This is a genomic window from Bradyrhizobium sp. USDA 4451, assembly GCF_054822585.1.
On sequence record NZ_JBTRCH010000001.1, the window covers coordinates 893544 to 911117 of the forward strand.

Annotated in this window: 13 protein-coding genes; 6 read left to right on the forward strand and 7 right to left on the reverse strand. The window is 64.5% G+C overall.

Features of this window, described 5'->3' with window-relative positions; translation table 11 throughout:
* Positions 1-3: 3 nt before the first annotated feature.
* The 3 genes from ACVMB0_RS04105 to ACVMB0_RS04115 form a co-directional block, all read right to left on the reverse strand.
* Positions 4-1890, reverse strand: coding sequence for an extracellular solute-binding protein (locus ACVMB0_RS04105; RefSeq protein ID WP_461345381.1), 1887 nt, complete (start codon positions 1888-1890; stop codon positions 4-6).
* Positions 1891-1902: 12 nt separating this feature from the next.
* Complete coding sequence (locus tag ACVMB0_RS04110; RefSeq protein WP_461345382.1) at positions 1903-3801, reverse strand: extracellular solute-binding protein; 1899 nt, start codon at positions 3799-3801, stop codon at positions 1903-1905.
* A gap of 223 nt (positions 3802-4024) precedes the next feature.
* A complete protein-coding gene (locus ACVMB0_RS04115) occupies positions 4025-4573 on the reverse strand; it encodes a c-type cytochrome (protein ID WP_461345383.1) in 549 nt (182 codons plus the stop codon).
* A 199-nt stretch (positions 4574-4772) separates the two neighbouring features.
* Between ACVMB0_RS04115 and ACVMB0_RS04120 the strand changes: the two genes are divergently transcribed.
* Positions 4773-5513, forward strand: a complete 741-nt coding sequence (locus tag ACVMB0_RS04120) for a 3-deoxy-manno-octulosonate cytidylyltransferase (RefSeq protein WP_461345384.1) — start codon at positions 4773-4775, stop codon at positions 5511-5513.
* A gap of 33 nt (positions 5514-5546) precedes the next feature.
* Entirely contained in the window at positions 5547-6407 is an 861-nt protein-coding gene (locus ACVMB0_RS04125; protein WP_461345385.1) for a prephenate dehydratase, read from the forward strand.
* Between the two features lie 88 nt (positions 6408-6495).
* On the opposite strand, the gene ACVMB0_RS04130 is transcribed toward ACVMB0_RS04125, so the two are convergent.
* Positions 6496-7515 (reverse strand): LLM class flavin-dependent oxidoreductase, encoded by a 1020-nt coding sequence (locus ACVMB0_RS04130; RefSeq protein ID WP_461345386.1) that lies wholly within the window; start codon positions 7513-7515, stop codon positions 6496-6498.
* A 391-nt stretch (positions 7516-7906) separates the two neighbouring features.
* On the opposite strand from ACVMB0_RS04130, the gene metF reads away from it, so the two are divergent.
* The 4 genes from metF to ACVMB0_RS04150 all read left to right on the forward strand — a co-directional run bounded on the left by metF (position 7907) and on the right by ACVMB0_RS04150 (position 14657).
* Positions 7907-8821, forward strand: a complete 915-nt coding sequence (gene metF, locus ACVMB0_RS04135; RefSeq protein WP_461345387.1) for a methylenetetrahydrofolate reductase [NAD(P)H] — start codon at positions 7907-7909, stop codon at positions 8819-8821.
* A 3-nt stretch (positions 8822-8824) separates the two neighbouring features.
* Positions 8825-12679, forward strand: a complete 3855-nt coding sequence (gene metH / locus ACVMB0_RS04140; RefSeq protein WP_461345388.1) for a methionine synthase — start codon at positions 8825-8827, stop codon at positions 12677-12679.
* 140 nt (positions 12680-12819) lie between these two features.
* On the forward strand, positions 12820-13485 hold the full coding sequence (gene maiA, locus ACVMB0_RS04145; protein ID WP_461345389.1) for a maleylacetoacetate isomerase: 666 nt from the start codon (positions 12820-12822) through the stop codon (positions 13483-13485).
* A gap of 155 nt (positions 13486-13640) precedes the next feature.
* Entirely contained in the window at positions 13641-14657 is a 1017-nt protein-coding gene (locus tag ACVMB0_RS04150) for an IS30 family transposase (RefSeq protein WP_461345390.1), read from the forward strand.
* A gap of 173 nt (positions 14658-14830) precedes the next feature.
* On the opposite strand, the gene ACVMB0_RS04155 is transcribed toward ACVMB0_RS04150, so the two are convergent.
* From ACVMB0_RS04155 to ACVMB0_RS04165, 3 genes are all read right to left on the reverse strand, one after another.
* Complete coding sequence (locus tag ACVMB0_RS04155) at positions 14831-15910, reverse strand: Cj0069 family protein (protein WP_461345391.1); 1080 nt, start codon at positions 15908-15910, stop codon at positions 14831-14833.
* A 122-nt stretch (positions 15911-16032) separates the two neighbouring features.
* The gene (locus ACVMB0_RS04160) at positions 16033-17118 is read right to left on the reverse strand and encodes a nickel/cobalt efflux transporter (RefSeq protein ID WP_461345392.1); all 1086 of its coding nucleotides are present in this window, start codon (positions 17116-17118) and stop codon (positions 16033-16035) included.
* Positions 17119-17140: 22 nt separating this feature from the next.
* Positions 17141-17419, reverse strand: a complete 279-nt coding sequence (locus ACVMB0_RS04165) for a metal/formaldehyde-sensitive transcriptional repressor (RefSeq protein ID WP_461345393.1) — start codon at positions 17417-17419, stop codon at positions 17141-17143.
* Positions 17420-17574 lie beyond the last annotated feature (155 nt).

Below are 17574 nucleotides of genomic sequence, written 5' to 3' on the forward strand. Positions count from 1 at the left end.
CGGCTACTTCGCCTGCTCGAGCTTCGCGGCCTTGGCCGCGTCATACCACCACAGGATACGCTCCCCCATGCTCGATGAGTAGTTGTCGATCTGATAGCGCGGCAGGGTCTTGGGATGATCGAAGACATCCCAATAGGCGACCCGATGCTTGTTGGAATACCATTGCGGCACCCAGTAGCGGCCGGCGCGGAACACGCGATCGAACGCGCGGCAGGCGGTCGTCAGTTCGGCGCGGCTGTCCGCGGCGATGATCTTCTCGACCAGCGCATCGATCACCGGGCTCTCGATCCCGGCAAGATTGTAGGAGCCCTTGGTCTTGGCCGCCTGCGACGTGAAGAACGGCCGCATGCTGTCGCCGGGCGTCGCCGACGTGCTGAAGCGCTCCATCGTCATGTCGAAGTCGAAGTCTTCGACCCGGGCCCGATACTGCACGGGGTCGACGAGGCGGAACGTCGCGTCGATGCCGAGCGTGGCGAGATTCTTGATGTAGGGCCCGTGATGCGGCTGCAGAGAGGACTCGTCGTTGAGGAATTCGATGGTGAAGGGCTCGCCGTTGGGCCGCACGCGCTTGCCGTCCTTGACCACATAGCCGGCCTCGGTGAGGAGCTGGCCGGCCTTGCGCAACAGCGCGCGATCCTGCCCCGAGCCGTCGGACGCCGGCGGCACGAAGGGCGCGCCGAACACCTCGTCGGGCACCTGGCCGCGGAACGGCTCGAGCAGCGCGAGCTCCTCCGGAGAGGGCGATCCGTTTGCCATCAGGTCCGAATTCTGGAACGGCGAGACGGTGCGCGCATAGGCGCCGTACATGATGGTCTTGTTGGTCCACTCGAAGTCGAAGGCGTAGATCAGCGCCTCGCGCACGCGCGGGTCCTTGAACTTGTCGCGGCGCATGTTGATGAACCAGCCCTGCGCGCCGGACGGCGTGTCGTCCGGGATCAGCTCCTGCTTGACGCGGCCTTCCTTGAGCGCGGGGAAATCGTAGCGCGTCGCCCAGACGCGCGCGGTGAGCTCCTCGCGGAACAGATAGTTCTTCGCGGTAAAGCCCTCAAAGGCGACATCGCGGTCGCGATAATATTCGTAGCGCACGGTGTCATAATTATACAGGCCGCGGCTCACGGGCAGATCGGCGCCCCACCAATCCTTGACCCGATCATATTCGATGTAACGGTTGACCTCGAATTTGCCGACCTTGTACGGCCCCGAGCCAAGCGGCGTATCGAGGGTCGACTCCTCGAACGCCCGCGTCGCATAATAGGCCTTCGAGAAGATCGGCAGGCTCGCGACGAACAGCGGCACGTCGCGCGCGCGCTTCTCCGTGAAGGTGACCAGCACCGTCGCATCATCGAGCGCGTCCGCCTTCACCATGTCGCGGAGCTGCACCACCACCAGCGGGTGCCCCTTGTCCTTGAGGATGTTCAGCGAAAAGGCGACGTCCTGCGCGGTCAGCTTGGAGCCGTCGTGGAAGCGCGCCTCAGGCCGCAACGTGAAGCGATATTCGCGTTTATCCGGCGAAATCCGCACCGACTTCGCCACCAGGCCGTAGACGGCATCCGGCTCGTCGGCCGCGCGCGCCATCAGCGTGGCAAAGGTCAGGTCCGCGCCCTGCGCGCCCTCGCCCTTCAGGATGAAGGCGTTGAGCGAGCTGAAGGTGAAATACGACTGGTTGTTGGTGCGCACGGTCGGCACCATCGAGAACAACCCGCCTTTCGGCGCCTTCGCATTGACGAAGTCGAACTGCTGGAAATCCGCCGGGTATTTCAGGTCGCCGAACACCGACATGCCGTGCATCTCGGCGCCGTCTTCGGCTGCAGCAGGTACGGCACGCCATGCCGCTGCGCTCACCGCACCGATGCCGAGACCAAGTGCATGCCGGCGGGTCAATAGCGCCATGCGCGTTTCCTTCTAAGAGCGCTTGATCTTGGCGGCCTTGTCGGCGTCGTACCACCACAGGCTCGGAAAGCCCGTCACGCCGTATTTCGGCAGCGGATCGGGGCGACTGAAACGGTCCCAGCGGGCGGCGCGTTCGAAGCCGGCGGCGAATTGCGGGACCAGATAGCAATTCCAAAGCAGGACCCGGTCCAGCGCCTTGCAGCTCGCGACCAGGTCGGCGCGGTCCTTGGCGAAGATGATGCGCTCGATCAGGGCATCGACCGCCGGATTCTTGATCCCGGGGCGATTGCGCGAGCCCGGCCGGTCGGCCGAGTCCGATCCGAAGAAGTCGCGCTGCTCGTTGCCCGGCGACAGCGACTGTCCCCATACCGCGGTCGTGATATCGAAGTCGAAACTGCGGATGCGGTTCTGGTACTGCACGCTGTCGACCGTGCGGATCGACACCGTGATGCCGAGCCGCTCGAGATAGGGCTTGTAGAACAGCACGCCACGCTCGTCGCCCGGGTCGCCGCACAGGAATTCGACGCTGACCGGCTTGCCCGAGGGATCGATCAGCTTGCGATCGCGATTCTCGAAGCCCGCTTCCTTGAGCAGGCGCGCGGCTTCACGCAGATTGGCGCGCGCCGCCTCCTCGGTGCCGCCAACCGGATTCTTGTATGGCGTCGTGAACAGCTCGGCAGGCACCTTGTCGCGCAGCGGTTCGAGGATCTGCAGCTCGGCACCTTCCGGGATGCCGGTCGCCATGAACTCGGGAATCCCGTCGAAATAGCTGTTGTCGCGATGGTAGTCGCCGTTCGAGAGCAGCCGGTCCGAGGTCTCCCAGTCATAGGCGAGGTTGAAGGCGCGGCGGACCCTGATGTCGGTGAACAGCGGACGGCGCAGATTGAACGCGTAGCCCTGCATCCGTCCCGAGCTCGAATTGGTGAACTTCTCCTTCAGCACGCGCTTGTCGGCCACCGCCGGGAAATCATAGGCGGTCGACCATTGCTTGCCGCTGCGTTCGGCGAACCAGTCGAGCTGGTCCGCCTTGAAGGCTTCGCGCCCGACCGTATCGTCGCGGAAGAATTCGAACCGCATCTGCTCGAAATTGTTCTGCCCGACATTGACCGGGAGGTCCTTGCCCCAATAGTCGGCGACGCGCTCCAGCGTGACCGAACGACTGGCAATGAATTCCTTGATTCGATAGGGCCCGGACCCCAGCGGAATCTCCAGCGTCGTCGCAGTGATGTCGCGCTTGTTGCCCTGCGCATCGTTTGCTTCCCACCAATGCCTGGGCAGCACCGGCACTTCGCCCGCGATGCTTGGAAGCTCGCGATTTCCGGGCGCGTCGAACGTGAATTTGACATCGCGTTCGCCGGTCTTTTCGCATTTGACGATATGCCGATAATACGCGTTGTACATCGGGCTGTTGGTCTTGAAGGCATCGAACGAGAAGATCACGTCCTCGGGCGTCACCGGCTTGCCGTCGTGCCAGCGTGCCGCCGCGCGCAGCCGATAGATCACGTAGGAAAAATCATCGGGATAGGCGGCCGTCTCCGCCAGCAACCCATAGGCGGTCGAAGGCTCGTCCAGCGATCGTGTGGTCAGGGTTTCGATGATCTGCGTCGCAGCGCCGGCAAGCGAGCCCTTCACGCCCTGGATGACGAGATTGAAATTGTCGAACGTGCCGAGCTCGAACAGCCGAATCACGCCGGCTTTCGGCGCCTCCGGATTGACGTAGTCGTAACGCTTGAAGTCGGCGGGATATTTGACATCGCCGAACGTCGAGAGCGCGTGACGCCATTTCAGCCCGCCGGGGGCGTCCTCCGCGTGGGCCCCTGATATGACCGATGCGGCGGGGGCAAGACCAAGCGCCGGAGCCATCGCGGCGTAGGCGCTACCTTGGAGAAGATGTCGTCGGGTGATCGCCAATGCAGAATTCCTGTTGCTGTGCACGCCTCGCTAGATGGGACTCAATATAAGGCAACGGTTCGACAAATTACGTTGCTTTTTCCTCATGATAGCCGTTGGGGAACAATTCCGCTGCGGCCAAACGCCACGATAACAAGCCCGCGACCGCCAAACGGTTTCCCACATACGAAAACGGCCAGGCATTGCCTGGCCGTCAATCTGCATATGATCGCAGGACAAATCGTTACTTCGAAGCGGTCGGGAGCGGAGCCGGGTGCTCCGAGTTCGAATTCAGATAGGCGATGATGTCGGCGCGCTCGCTGTCCTTCGGAACGCCGGCGAAGCCCATCGCGGTGCCCGGGATGAAGCCCTTGGGATTGGCCAGGAACTTGTTGAGGTCGTCGAAGGTCCAGGTGCCGCCCTTGCTCTTCATCGCGGCCGAGAAGTTGAAGCCGCGGCCTTCGCCGCGGGGCTCGCCAACGATACCGTAGAGGTTCGGACCGACGCGGTTGGGGCCGCCCTTCTCGAAGGTGTGGCAGGCCTGGCACTTCTTGGCGGCCGCGGCGCCCTTCTCGGCGGAGGCGGTCTGCAGCAGCTTCTCGATCGGCTCGGACTGCGCGGCTGCGGCCTCGCCGCCACCGCCATGGGTCTCTTCCTTCACCGCGATCTCAAAACCCGGCTTCTCCGGCATCTTGGCCGAAAACACCGATCCGGCGGTAAAGCTCATCACCAGGACGACGATGCAGGTGCCGAGAACCGCACCGAGGATTTTGTTGAGTTCGAAGGAGTCCATTTCGGTCAGGCTCCGGGCCTTGAATGTCGACTTCAGGCCGGGAATACGGCCGCGGGGAAAGACCCGGGAATCGACCTTTCGTGCCTCCCCCAGGCAGGGTTGAGATATCGGTTTGCCCGCGCTCTGGCAACCCGTATAAACGCGCCGAATTCAACCTCCTCCCCGGCAATTTCCGCAAGCCGGACGGGCCCCGAACCGAATGACCGATCCCCGTACCTTGGTGCTGATTCCGGCCCGCATGGCCGCCACCCGACTGCCCGGAAAACCGCTGCTCGAGATCGCAGGCCAGCCGATGATCGTCCATGTGCTGCGGCGGGCCGAGGCGGCCGGGATCGGCCGGGTCGCGGTCGCCACCGACACGGCGGAGATCGCAACCGCAGTGCGCGCGGCGGGCGGCGAGGTGGTGATGACCCGCGCCGACCACCCCTCCGGCTCGGACCGGATCTACGAAGCGATGATGACCCTCGACCCCGGCGGCCGCGCCGAGATCGTGGTCAATCTGCAGGGCGATTTCCCGACCATCACGCCGGAGACCATCCGCAGCGTGATGCCGGCGCTCGACGACGCCGCCGTGGATATCTCGACCCTGGCCTCGCGGATTCACAGCGAGGAGGAGGACCGGGCGTCCAGCGTGGTCAAAGCGGTCGGGTCCCCGATCGGCGCCAACCGGTTGCGCGCGCTGTATTTCACCCGCGCCACCGCGCCCCACGGCGACGGGCCGCGCTACCACCATATCGGCCTCTATGCCTATCGCCGCGCCGCGCTGGAGCGGTTCGTCAGGCTGCCGCCCTCGCCGCTGGAGCTGCAGGAGAAACTCGAGCAGCTGCGCGCGCTGGAGGCCGGGATGCGGATCGACGTCACCATCGTCGACAGCGTCCCACGCGGCGTCGACACCGCGGCCGACCTCGAAACCGCCCGCAGAATACTTTCCAAGGCCTGAGCGGGTGCTAAAAGGCCCCGCAGGAAAGAACCGATGACCAAGAAGCTGAAAATCGCGTTCCAGGGCGAGCCTGGCGCCAATTCCCATATCGCGATCGTCGAGGCCTATCCCGACGCCGAGCCCATGCCGTGCCCGACCTTCGAGGACGCGCTGGCCGCGATCTCGTCGGGCGAGGCCGATCTCGGCATGATCCCGATCGAGAATTCGGTCGCCGGCCGCGTCGCCGACATCCATCATCTGCTGCCGGCGTCGGGCCTGTTCATCGTCGGTGAATGGTTCTTGCCGATCCGCCACCAGCTGATGGCGCTCAAGGGCGTCAAGCTCGCCGACATCAAGAGCGTGGAAAGCCATGTCCAGGCGCTCGGCCAGTGCCGGCGCACCATCCGCAAGCTCGGCATCAAGCCGATCGTCGCCGGCGACACCGCCGGCAGCGCCCGCGATGTCTCCGAACGCGGCGACCGCACCGTGGCGGCGATCGCCTCGCGCCTTGCCGCTAATATCTATGGCCTCGAGATTCTCGCCGAAGATATCGAGGACGAGGCCCACAACACCACCCGCTTCGTGGTGCTGGCGCGTGAGGCGAAATGGGCCGCGCAGGGGTCGGGGCCGCTGGTCACCAGCTTTGTGTTCCGGGTGCGCAATCTGCCCGCCGCGCTCTACAAGGCGCTGGGCGGCTTTGCCACCAACAGCGTCAACATGACCAAGCTCGAAAGCTACATGGTCGACGGCAATTTCTTCGCCACGCAATTCTATGCCGATGTCGACGGTCATCCGGATGATCGCGGGCTCGCCTTCGCACTGGAGGAACTGAAATTCTTCTCGCGCGAATTCCGCATCCTCGGCGTCTATCCCGGCAACCCGTTCCGCGCGACCTTCAGCGAAACGCAGGACTGACGCCGTCATTCCGGGGCGATGCCTAGCATCGAACCCGGAATCTCGAGATTCCGGGTCTGGTCCTGCGGACCATCCCGGAATGACGGCCTCATGCGGCGCCCCTCTTCACAAGCCCGAATGCCTCCGCAAGCAGGCTGTAGGACCTCTTCCTCGCCGCGTGGTCGTACACCGCGGTGATCACCATCAGCTCGTCCGCCTGGGTCGCCGCGATCAGCGGCTCCAGCTTCGTCATCACGGTTGCCGGGCTGCCGACGAACAGCCGGGCGCGATTGCGTGCGATCGAGGCGCGCTCGGCGTCGGTGTAGGGATAGGCCTCGGCTTCATCGATGCTCGGCAGCGGCAGATATTGGCCGCGGTCGCGGCGCAGCCGGTTGAGATCCATCGATAGCGCCAGCCGCTCGGCGTCCGCATCGGTCTCCGCCGTCACCACGGCGACCGCGAGGATCGATTGCGGCGTCGCGCGCCAGCCGGACGGCTTGAAATGCGCGCGATAATTGGTCATCGCCGCGATCGCATCGTGCGTGGCGAAATGATGCGCGAACGCGAACCCCATCCCGACCTGGGCGGCGAGCTCGGCGGAATAGTCGCTCGAGCCGAGCAGCCAGATCGGCGGCAGCGGCGAATCATCCGGCATCGCCACCACATTGGTGTAGGGATGGCCGGCCGGAAAATCGCGCGTCTCCCACAAGGTCAATTCGTGCAATCGTTCGAGGAAATCGTCGCCCTCGCGGCGATCGAGCCGGCTGCGCAGCGCATAGGCGGTGGCACCATCGGTGCCGGGCGCGCGGCCGAGGCCGAGGTCGATGCGGCCGGGAAACAGCGCCTCCAGCATCTTGAAGCGCTCGGCGACGACAAGCGGCGCATGGTTGGGCAGCATCACGCCGCCGGAGCCGACGCGAATATGCTGCGTCACCGCCGCGATCTGCCCGATCATCACATCGGGCGCCGGGCTCGCGACCGAGGCGAGGTTGTGGTGCTCGGCGAGCCAATAGCGGACAAAGCCGAGAGCATCGACATGGCGCGCCAGATCGATGCTGTTGCGGAGCGCCGCGGCGGGCTTGGTGCCGGTGGTAACGACGGAGAGGTCGAGGACGGACAGCGGGATCATGGCCGACAACCTAGTGTGAGGTCAGGAGGCGACAAAGTCCCCGGCCGCGCAGAGCAGTCCCGCACCCGAGGGCCGGAAGAGGCTGCAGCAGTGCATTGGGACAAGATAAGACGATTCATTGAAATACTCCGTTGCCCACATTCCAATCTAGCAGCGCACACATCGCCTACACAGGGCTTAATCCATATAGATCAATATGTTATCTATCCGATTTGGCGGACAACTCGTCGCCCACCACACGTGCCCTTCAGCCATTTTTTCTCGTTTCCTTGCCAACAATGGGCAATTTCCCATATCGAATGGGCTGTTTCAGCCCACCGGTTTCGCTTATCTTGGGGGCTCCATATCCAGGCCGGATGTCTGCCCTCCAGTTGCGGAGCCCTTGCGTATCATGACCGAGACCATTTCCTCCGTGCCGAACGGCCAGCGCGCCCCGAGGGCGCCGAAAATCTCCTTCGAGTTCTTCCCGCCGAAGACCGAGGAGATGGAGCGCAATCTGTGGGAGACCATCAATCGCCTTGCGCCGCTAACGCCGAACTTCGTCTCGGTCACCTACGGCGCCGGCGGCTCGACCCGCGAGCGCACCCATTCGACCATCAGCCGCATCCTGCGCGAGACCGATCTGCTGCCGGCCGCGCATCTGACCTGCGTCAGCGCCTCGCGCAGCGAGATCGACGAGATCGTCGACCGCTACCATGAGGTCGGCGTCCGCCACATCGTGGCGCTGCGCGGCGATCCGCCCGGCGGCATCGGCACGCCCTACTTCACCCATCCCGACGGCTACCAGAGCTCGGCCGAACTCGTCGCCGGGATCAAGCGCCGCCACGCCGACATCGAGATCTCGGTGTCCGCCTATCCGGAGAAGCATCCGGAAGCCGCCGATTTCGACGCCGACATCGACACGCTGAGGGCCAAGGTCGACGCCGGTGCGACGCGCGCGATCACCCAGGTGTTCTTCGACAACGATCTCTACCATCGCTACGTCGACAGAGTCCGGGCGCGCGGCATCGAGATTCCGATCGTGCCGGGCATCATGCCGATGCACAATTTCAAGCAGGCCCGCAATTTCGTCACCCGCGCCGGCACCAGCGTGCCGGACTGGCTCGCCGAGAAGTTCGAAGGCCTCGACAACGACGCCGAGACCCGCAAGCTGGTCGCGGCCACCGTTGCCGCCGGCCAGGTGCAGAAGCTGTTCAAGCACGGCGTCGACACCTTCCACTTCTACACCATGAACCGCGCGGACCTCGTGTTCGCGATCAGCCACCTGCTCGGCATCCGGCCGAACGGTGCCCAGAAAGCTGCCTGATCCATGACCATTCCTGTTTCTGCGAAGCGTACCGCCTTGCTCGCGGCTGCCCGTGAGCGCATCCTGGTGCTCGACGGCGCCATGGGCACGATGATCCAGGGCCTGCAGTTCGACGAAGCCGCCTTCCGCGGCGCGCGCTTTGCGGACTTCCACCGCGACATCAAGGGCAACAACGATCTCCTGATCCTGACCCAGCCCGAGGCGATCACCGACATCCACGCCGCTTATCTGCGCGCCGGCGCCGACATCGTTGCGACCAACACCTTCTCCTCGACCTCGATCGCGCAGGCCGACTACGACATGTCGGACCTCGCCTATGAGATGAACCTGCAAGGCGCTCGCCTCGCGCGCATCGCAGCGGAGCGGGTCAGCGCCGAGGACGGCAAGCCGCGCTTCGTCGCCGGCGCGCTCGGCCCGACCAACCGCACCGCCTCGATCTCGCCCGACGTCTCCAATCCCGGCTATCGCGCGGTGACCTTCGACGATCTGCGCAAGGCCTATGGCGAACAGGCCAAGGGCCTGCTCGATGGCGGCGCCGACCTGCTGCTGGTCGAGACCATCTTCGACACGCTGAACGCCAAGGCTGCGCTGTATGCGATCGCCGAGATCATCGAGGAGCGCGGCATCGACGTGCCGGTGATGGTTTCCGGCACCATCACCGACAAGTCCGGCCGCCTGCTCTCCGGCCAACTGCCGGAAGCGTTCTGGCATTCGGTTCGGCACGCCAGGCCGATCACGATCGGCTTCAACTGCGCGCTCGGCGCAGAAGATTTGCGCGCGCATATCGCCGATATCGGCCGCGTCGCCGACACGCTGGTGTGCGCCTATCCGAACGCCGGCCTGCCCAACGAATTCGGCCAGTATGACGAGACGCCGGACTACATGGCGCGGTTGATCGGCGAGTTCGCCGCCGCCGGCCTCGTCAACATTGTCGGCGGCTGCTGCGGCACCACGCCCGACCATATCGCGGCGATCGCCAGGGCGGTCGCCCCGCACAAACCGCGCGTGGTGCCCGAGATCGAGCGGCGGCTCAAGCTGTCCGGCCTCGAGCCGTTCACCCTGACCGATGCGATCCCGTTCGTGAATGTCGGCGAGCGCACCAACGTCACCGGCTCGGCCCGCTTCCGCAAGCTGATCACCGCGGGCGATTATACCGCGGCGCTTCAGGTCGCGCGCGACCAAGTCGAGAACGGCGCCCAGGTGATCGACGTCAACATGGACGAGGGCCTCCTGGACTCCGAGAACGCGATGGTGACGTTCCTCAACCTCGTCGCCGCCGAGCCCGACATCGCGCGCGTGCCCGTGATGGTCGATTCCTCGAAATTCCACGTCATCGAGGCCGGCCTGAAATGCATCCAGGGCAAGCCGATCGTGAACTCGATCTCGCTGAAGGAAGGCGAGGAGAAGTTCATCCACGAGGCGACGGTAGCCAAGCGCCACGGTGCGGCCGTGGTGGTGATGGCGTTCGACGAGACCGGCCAGGCCGACACGTTCAAGCGCAAGACCGAGATCAGCAAGCGCGCCTACGACATTCTGGTCGGCCGGCTCGACTTCCCGCCCGAGGACATCATCTTCGATCCGAACATCTTCGCGATCGCGACCGGCCTTGAGGAGCACAACAATTACGGCGTCGACTTCATCGAGGCGACGCGCTGGATCCGGCAGAACCTGCCCGGCGCCCACGTCTCCGGCGGCGTCTCCAATCTGTCGTTCTCGTTCCGCGGCAACGAGCCGGTGCGCGAGGCGATGCACTCGGTGTTCCTGTATCACGCGATCCACGCCGGCATGGATATGGGCATCGTCAACGCGGGGCAGATGATCGTCTACGACGACATCGATCCCGAGCTGCGCCAGACCTGCGAGGACGTCATCCTCAACCGCGATCCCGGGGCGTCCGAGCGACTGCTGGCGCTCGCGGAAAAATTCCGCGGCAAGGAGAAGCAGGCCAAGGAAGCCGACCTCGCCTGGCGCGAATGGCCGGTCGAGAAGCGGCTGTCCCACGCCCTGGTGCACGGCATCACCGAATTCATCGAGCAGGACACCGAAGCGGCCCGCCAGAACGCCTCCCGTCCGCTCGACGTCATCGAGGGGCCGCTGATGGCCGGCATGAACGTGGTCGGCGACCTCTTCGGCGACGGCAAGATGTTCCTGCCGCAGGTCGTGAAGTCGGCGCGGGTGATGAAGCAGGCGGTCGCCTATCTGATGCCGTTCATGGAGGAGGAGAAGGCGCGCAACCTCGCCAATGGCATCACCGGCGGCCGCAACGCCGCGGGCAAGATCGTGCTGGCGACGGTCAAGGGCGACGTCCACGACATCGGCAAGAACATCGTCGGCATCGTGCTCCAGTGCAACAATTTCGAGGTCATCGACCTCGGTGTCATGGTGCCCGCCAACAAGATCATCGAGACCGCCAAGGCCGAAGGTGCCGACATCATCGGCCTGTCCGGCCTGATCACGCCCTCGCTCGACGAGATGAGCTTCCTCGCCGGCGAACTGGAACGGCAGGGTATGAACGTGCCGCTCTTGATCGGCGGCGCGACGACGAGCCGCGTACACACCGCTGTCAAGATCGACCCGAACTATCCGGGTGGCCCGGTCGTGCATGTCAATGATGCCAGCCGCGCGGTCGGCGTCGCCTCCTCGCTGCTGTCGGCCGAGAAGAAGCAGGCCTACGCCGCCGAGGTGCGCGCGGAATACGCGAAGATCTCGTCGGCGCATTTCCGCTCCCAGGCCGACAAGAAGCGGCTGAAGCTTGCTGAAGCGCGCGCCAACAAGGTTGCGATCGACTTCGTCGCCGCACCGCCGAAGAAACCGGCCTTCTTCGGCCTGAAGAGTTTTGACGCCTACGATCTCGCCGAGTTGGCCTCCTACATTGACTGGACGCCGTTCTTCCAGACCTGGGAGCTGACCGGCCGCTTCCCGGCGATCCTCGACGATCCCAAGGTCGGCGAGGTCGCGCGCTCGCTCTATGCCGACGCGCGCAAGATGCTCGACAAGATCATCGCGGAGAAGTGGTTCACCGCGCGCGCCACCATCGGCTTCTGGCCGGCGAATGCGGTCGGCGACGATGTCGAGGTCTATGCCGACGAGACGCGGAAGCAAAAGATCGCGACCTTCCACACGCTGCGCCAACAGCTCGAGAAGCGCGAGGGCCGCTTCAACGCCGCGCTGTCCGACTTCGTCGCGCCAAGGGACACCCGCGTGCCCGACTATATCGGCGGCTTCGTCGTCACCGCGGGGATCGGCGAGGATGCGGTCGCCGACCGTTTCAAGAACGCCAATGACGACTATTCCTCGATCCTGTGCAAGGCGCTGGCCGATCGCCTCGCCGAGGCCTTTGCCGAGCGCATGCACCAGCGTGTGCGCAAGGAGTTCTGGGGCTATGCGCCGGACGAGACGTTCTCGGCGGACGAACTGATCCTCGAGAAGTATGACGGCATCCGCCCGGCGCCCGGCTATCCGGCGCAACCCGACCACACCGAGAAGCGGACGCTGTTCGCGCTGCTCGACGCGGAGAATACCGCCGGAGTGAAGCTGACCGAGAGCTTTGCGATGTGGCCGGGCTCGTCGGTCTCGGGCCTGTATTTCTCGCATCCCGAGAGCTTCTATTTCGGCGTCGGCAAGATCGAGCGCGACCAGGTCGAGGACTATGCCGCGCGCAAGGCCATGACGGTCGCCGAGGTCGAGCGCTGGCTGGCGCCGGTCTTGAACTACATCCCCTCGCAGGACGGCGCCAAGGGCCAGCCGATCGCACCCGCCGCAACGCCAGCCAACGACGCCGAGCTGGCCTCGCATCCGCAGGGCTGCACCTGTGCCGTGCATCTGGCCTGGCGCAAGAAGAAGGTCGGCGCGGGCTAGGCATCGACGATGGCGTAGCCCGGATGCAGCGAAGCGCAATCCGGGATAGACTGCGACGGAACGACGATCCGGTTCCGGGTTTTCGCTTGCGCTTCATCCGGGCTACGAGCCGCCTCGTTGAGGGCAGAGAGAAATTCCCGATGCAGTTCTTCTCCTTCTGGCGATCGCTGGCGAGCTTTCGGGTGCGGATTGCGCTCAACCTCAAGGGCGTGCCGGCCGACATCGTGTTCGTCGACATCGATGCCGACGCGCACCGCGCCGACGCCTATCGCAAGATCAATCCGCAGATGGCGCTGCCGGCGCTGGTGACCGACGACGGCGCCGTGCTGTTCCAGTCGCTCGCGATCATCGACTATCTCGACGAGACTTTTCCGACCCCGCCGCTGCTGCCGTCCGATCCGCGCGGCCGCGCCCGGGTGCGCGGACTTGCGCTGATCGTCGCCTGCGAAGGCCATCCGCTGCTGACCCCGCGGGTGCGCCGCTACCTCGACCGCGAGCTCGACCTGCGCGATAGCCAGCAATCTGCCTGGCGGCGGCACTGGACGGTCGAGACGCTGGCGGCGCTCGAAGGCCACCTCGCCGGCCACAAGGCGACCGGCCGGTTCTGCCACGGCGACACGCCGACCGTCGCCGATATCTGCCTGGTCGGCCATGTCACCGCGGCGATCAACCAGCAGATCAGCCTGTCGCCCTGGCCGACCGTAAAACGCATCCACGACACCGCGATGGCGCTGCCGGCGTTCGCCACGGCACATCCGTCAGCGCAACCCGATACGCCTGAGGCGATGCGGGTGAAGGCGACGTAAGGAATCTCCCCATCGTCGTCCTGGCGAAAGCCATAAAAGCCCCGTTCGGTGATGAACGGGATAGTGGCCCCAGCGTCGGGTCACAATTGAGATTTGGGTAATGGGTCCCCTGAGTTCACAAACGAAGTGCAACACTTCCGACTGGAGGTGTTGCGATGGGCCGGACTTACAAGCAGCTGTCACTGGACGAGCGATGCGAGATTGCCAGACATTCGGCCAATGGGGCCTCGATCCGGCAAATCGCTGCAGCTTTGGATCGCCCGCCATCAACGATCTCTCGGGAGATGAACCGTAATCATGGCGTTCGGGCCGGCTACAAGGCCGACTATGCCCAGCAACGGATGCGAGCGCGGCGCTGGACGGGCGGACGCCTCGAACGGGAGCCCGTCCTGCGCCGCGCGGTGTTGGATGGCCTTCGCCGTGGCTGGTCGCCCGAACAGGTCGCCGGCCGGCTGGCCATCGAGCATGGACGCAAGGTGATCTCCTACGAGAGCATCTACCGCTTCATCTATGCCCAGATCAGACGCACCACGGACGGCAGCTGGCGGCACTATCTGCCACGCGCCAAGAGCAAGCGCGGCCGCCGTGGCAAGCGGGGCGGCAGTCCCGCAAGCTTCATCGAAGGCCGTGTTTCCTTGGATAAACGGCCCGTCGAGGTCGCCGATCGCAACACTCCCGGCCATTGGGAGGCCGATCTGATGATGTTCTCCAAATACCGTCAGCAGATCCTGGCCGTGCATGAGCGCACCTCCCGCCTGCTGCTCGGCGTCCGCCTCCCAAGCAAGCTCGCTTCCGGTGTCGCAAGCTATCTCGTGCGTCTGTTCAAGGCGCTGCCAGAGCAGATGCGCCAGACCGTCACCTTCGACAACGGTACCGAGTTCGCATCTCACCTTTCCTTGCAAAGCCTCTTGATGAAGACCTTCTTCTGCGATCCGCACTCCCCCTGGCAGAAAGGTGGCATCGAGAACGCCATCGGTCGCATGCGACGCTTCATCCCGCGCAAAACCGATCTCGACAAGCTCCCAACCCGACGCCTCAGCAAGTTCATCGCCGCATACAACAACACCCCGCGCAAATGCCTTGACTTCAGGACCCCAGCGGAGACCTTTGCTGCTCAAGTGTTGCATTTCGAGTGTGAATCCACCTCCTGGCTTTCGCCAGGACGACGATGAGGATCGATCTCGATTCGAGATGTCAAACACGCGGTGTCATCACCCGCGAAAGCGGATGATCCAGTATTCCAGAGACAGCAGTACTTGAACCGAGACGCCGCGGCGTACTGGATCGCCCGGTCGAGCCGGGCGATGACAGTTGAGGATTAAAGACATCGCTTCGCAGCGTGCTGCTATCGCCCGGCTTCGCTCTCCATCGTCCTGCGAATCCGCTCCCGCACTGTCCGTGCAATCGCGGCCGGCGCCTCGTCGGGAATCGCGAAGCACGAGCTGGCGTTGATTTCGCAGAGCACGTAAGTGTCGGCACCATCAGCATCGCGCGGGCCGTAGAGGAAATCCGCATCCCAGATCACCGGCAGCGATGCTTCATCGATCGTTAGCGTCGCCATCATTTGCGGGATCCATTCGTCCTCCATCAAGCGCCGCAATGCCTGGAAGTGCGCGGCATCAGGACCGTGCATGATGCGCGGCCCGGGCTGGGCTTGCGGTGAATCAGCGCCTTCCGGAGGCGGCGGGATCAACGCCTTGATCAATTGATGCCCGAAGCCCGCGACCTTCGATCCGCTGACATAGCAGCGGATCATGCCTTCAGGCAGGCGCGGCTGGAACGGCTGGTCGATGATGCAGCCGCCCCAGCCGAAATACTGATCGCAGCGCGCCATGAACGCCTCCAGCGGCAGCTGCTCAGGCTGGCTGCCGCGCAGCGCATGCAGCACGCGAACGGTCGCATCCGCATCCGGCGAGGTCTCCACTTTCCAGACGCCCTGCCCGCCATTGCCACGGTTCTGCTTGAGCACACGCGGCCCGGACGTGCGAAGCCGCGACGTGAATTCGGCACGGAAGACGTCCGCGCTGGCGTATCGATGCGTGTCGGCGCCCCAGCCCAGATGACGCGTGCGATAAAGCACGTCCTTGACGCCCATCTTCAGGATGACATCGGGATGTGCGCTGACCCATGGGCGTTTGGCCGCGACCTCGCGCAGCAGCGGATCGAGGGCCGCGCGCGTCTTGCCCTGATGGATCGGATCGACCCAGACGAGGACGCCGTCAATGGTCAGCAATTGGTCGCGGACGAGATCGGCGAAGGTCTCGTCATAGACGACGGGAATGGCCTGGATGCCGGAGGCGGCAAGCGCCTCGAAGACACGGACGAAGCGGCTGTTCTGCGGCGTCGCCTCGCGGCGCGTCACGGCATCGCCACGCCACAGGATCGCGATTCTGGAACGAGGAGGTGTGTGCTGTTCGGTGTCCATATGGAAGCTCCACGACGGTTGAAGTCGCGCAGAGCTTGGACCGAAGTCTCACGGGGAGTCTGCCTGGTCCCCTCAAGGGCGACTCTAGACCACTTCGCGCCGGTTTCAAGATCGACGTGAGATCACGCCATGACCCCGTGCACCCCCAGCCATCCCGTGTAGAGGCCGACCAGCACGATCAGCGCGGCCGACACGTAGGGAGCGCGCCGAGCGAAGCGGCTGAAGCCGCCCCAGTGACGCTCGACGTGACGGAGACTGAGCGCCGCCCCGACCCCGACGGAGACCATGGTCAGCGCAAGCCCGATACCGAAGCAGAACACCAGCACGAAACCGAGACTGAACTGCTTGAGCTGAAGGCAGAGCAGCAACACGGTGATCGCCGCCGGACAGGGAATGAGCCCACCGGTCAGGCCGAACAGGATGATCTGCCAGGTCGTGACAGTGCGCCCGGCAAAGCGCTTGCGAATGTCGGCCGCGTGGGCACGCGCATGCGCATCATCTTCGTCGTCGCCGAGGTCGATATGCGCATGGTCGTGCTCCTCGAACAGGACTTCCGCCGTCTCCGCCCGCACCGAGACGCGCGCCTTGAAAGCATGCGGCTCCGGAATGTCATCGACGCTTTCCAGATAGCCGTCGCGCGCGGCGAAGCGAAAATGCTGCTCGCCGCCGTCGGGGCGGATCGTCATGACACTGACCTCGCCGGCCGCCGGCAGCGTGCCGGCCTTGCTGCGCAGCCGCCAGCGCGGCGGCACGCCGTCCTCGAAGACCTCGAGCGACAGCGACTGTCCGGCCAGGGTCAATTGACGGGTTTCGTCGTGATGGTGGTGATGATCGTGTTCATGGTCATGATCGTGTTCGGCAGTCTGCTCGCGCCAGGTGCGCCAGGCCATCCAGGCGGCGATCGCGATGATGATCGCAGCCGACACCAGTTGCAGCCAGGCTTCGCTGCGCTCGCCGGACCATTGCTGGCCGAAATGCAACCCGGCGAGCGCGACGATCCAGACGATCGCCGTATGCGAGATCGTCGCCGCCAGGCCGAGCAGCACCGCCTGCACCACCGTGCCGCGGATCGCGATGATGAAGGCCGCCATCATCGTCTTGGAGTGGCCGGGCTCAAGCCCGTGCAGCGCGCCGAGCAGGATCGCGCTGGGGATGAACAGCCATGCATGCGCGCTGCTTTGCTGCAGCAGCTGGGACAGATCGGCCATTTGCTTCACTTCAGGCTGGGCGTCACTTCAGATAGGTACGAACCACGTCGATCAGGTCGGCAGCGCCCTGCGCCTTCTCGGGATCCTTTTCCAGGGCAGGGTCCACCACGTGATGGCGGATGTGATCTTCGAGCAATTCCGCGGTGAGCCCGTTGATGGCGCCGCGTACCGAGGCCACCAGCATCAATACGTCGGCACAGCCGATCTCGGACTCCAGCGCCCGCTCGATGGCCTCGAGCTGCCCCTTGATGCGGCGAACCCGGCCGACGAGCTTGGACTTGTGCTTGATCGTGTGCGACATCAAAATAATATAGGGGGGTACCCTATATTAGTCAACATTGTTGTCGACCGACGCGGCGGCATGCGTGACGCAGCAGCAGATATTTGAGCGCCGACATGTTCCTGTCGCAAACGGTGAAATCTTGGTGATGCGTTGATCCAGCAGAGCTGGTTGAC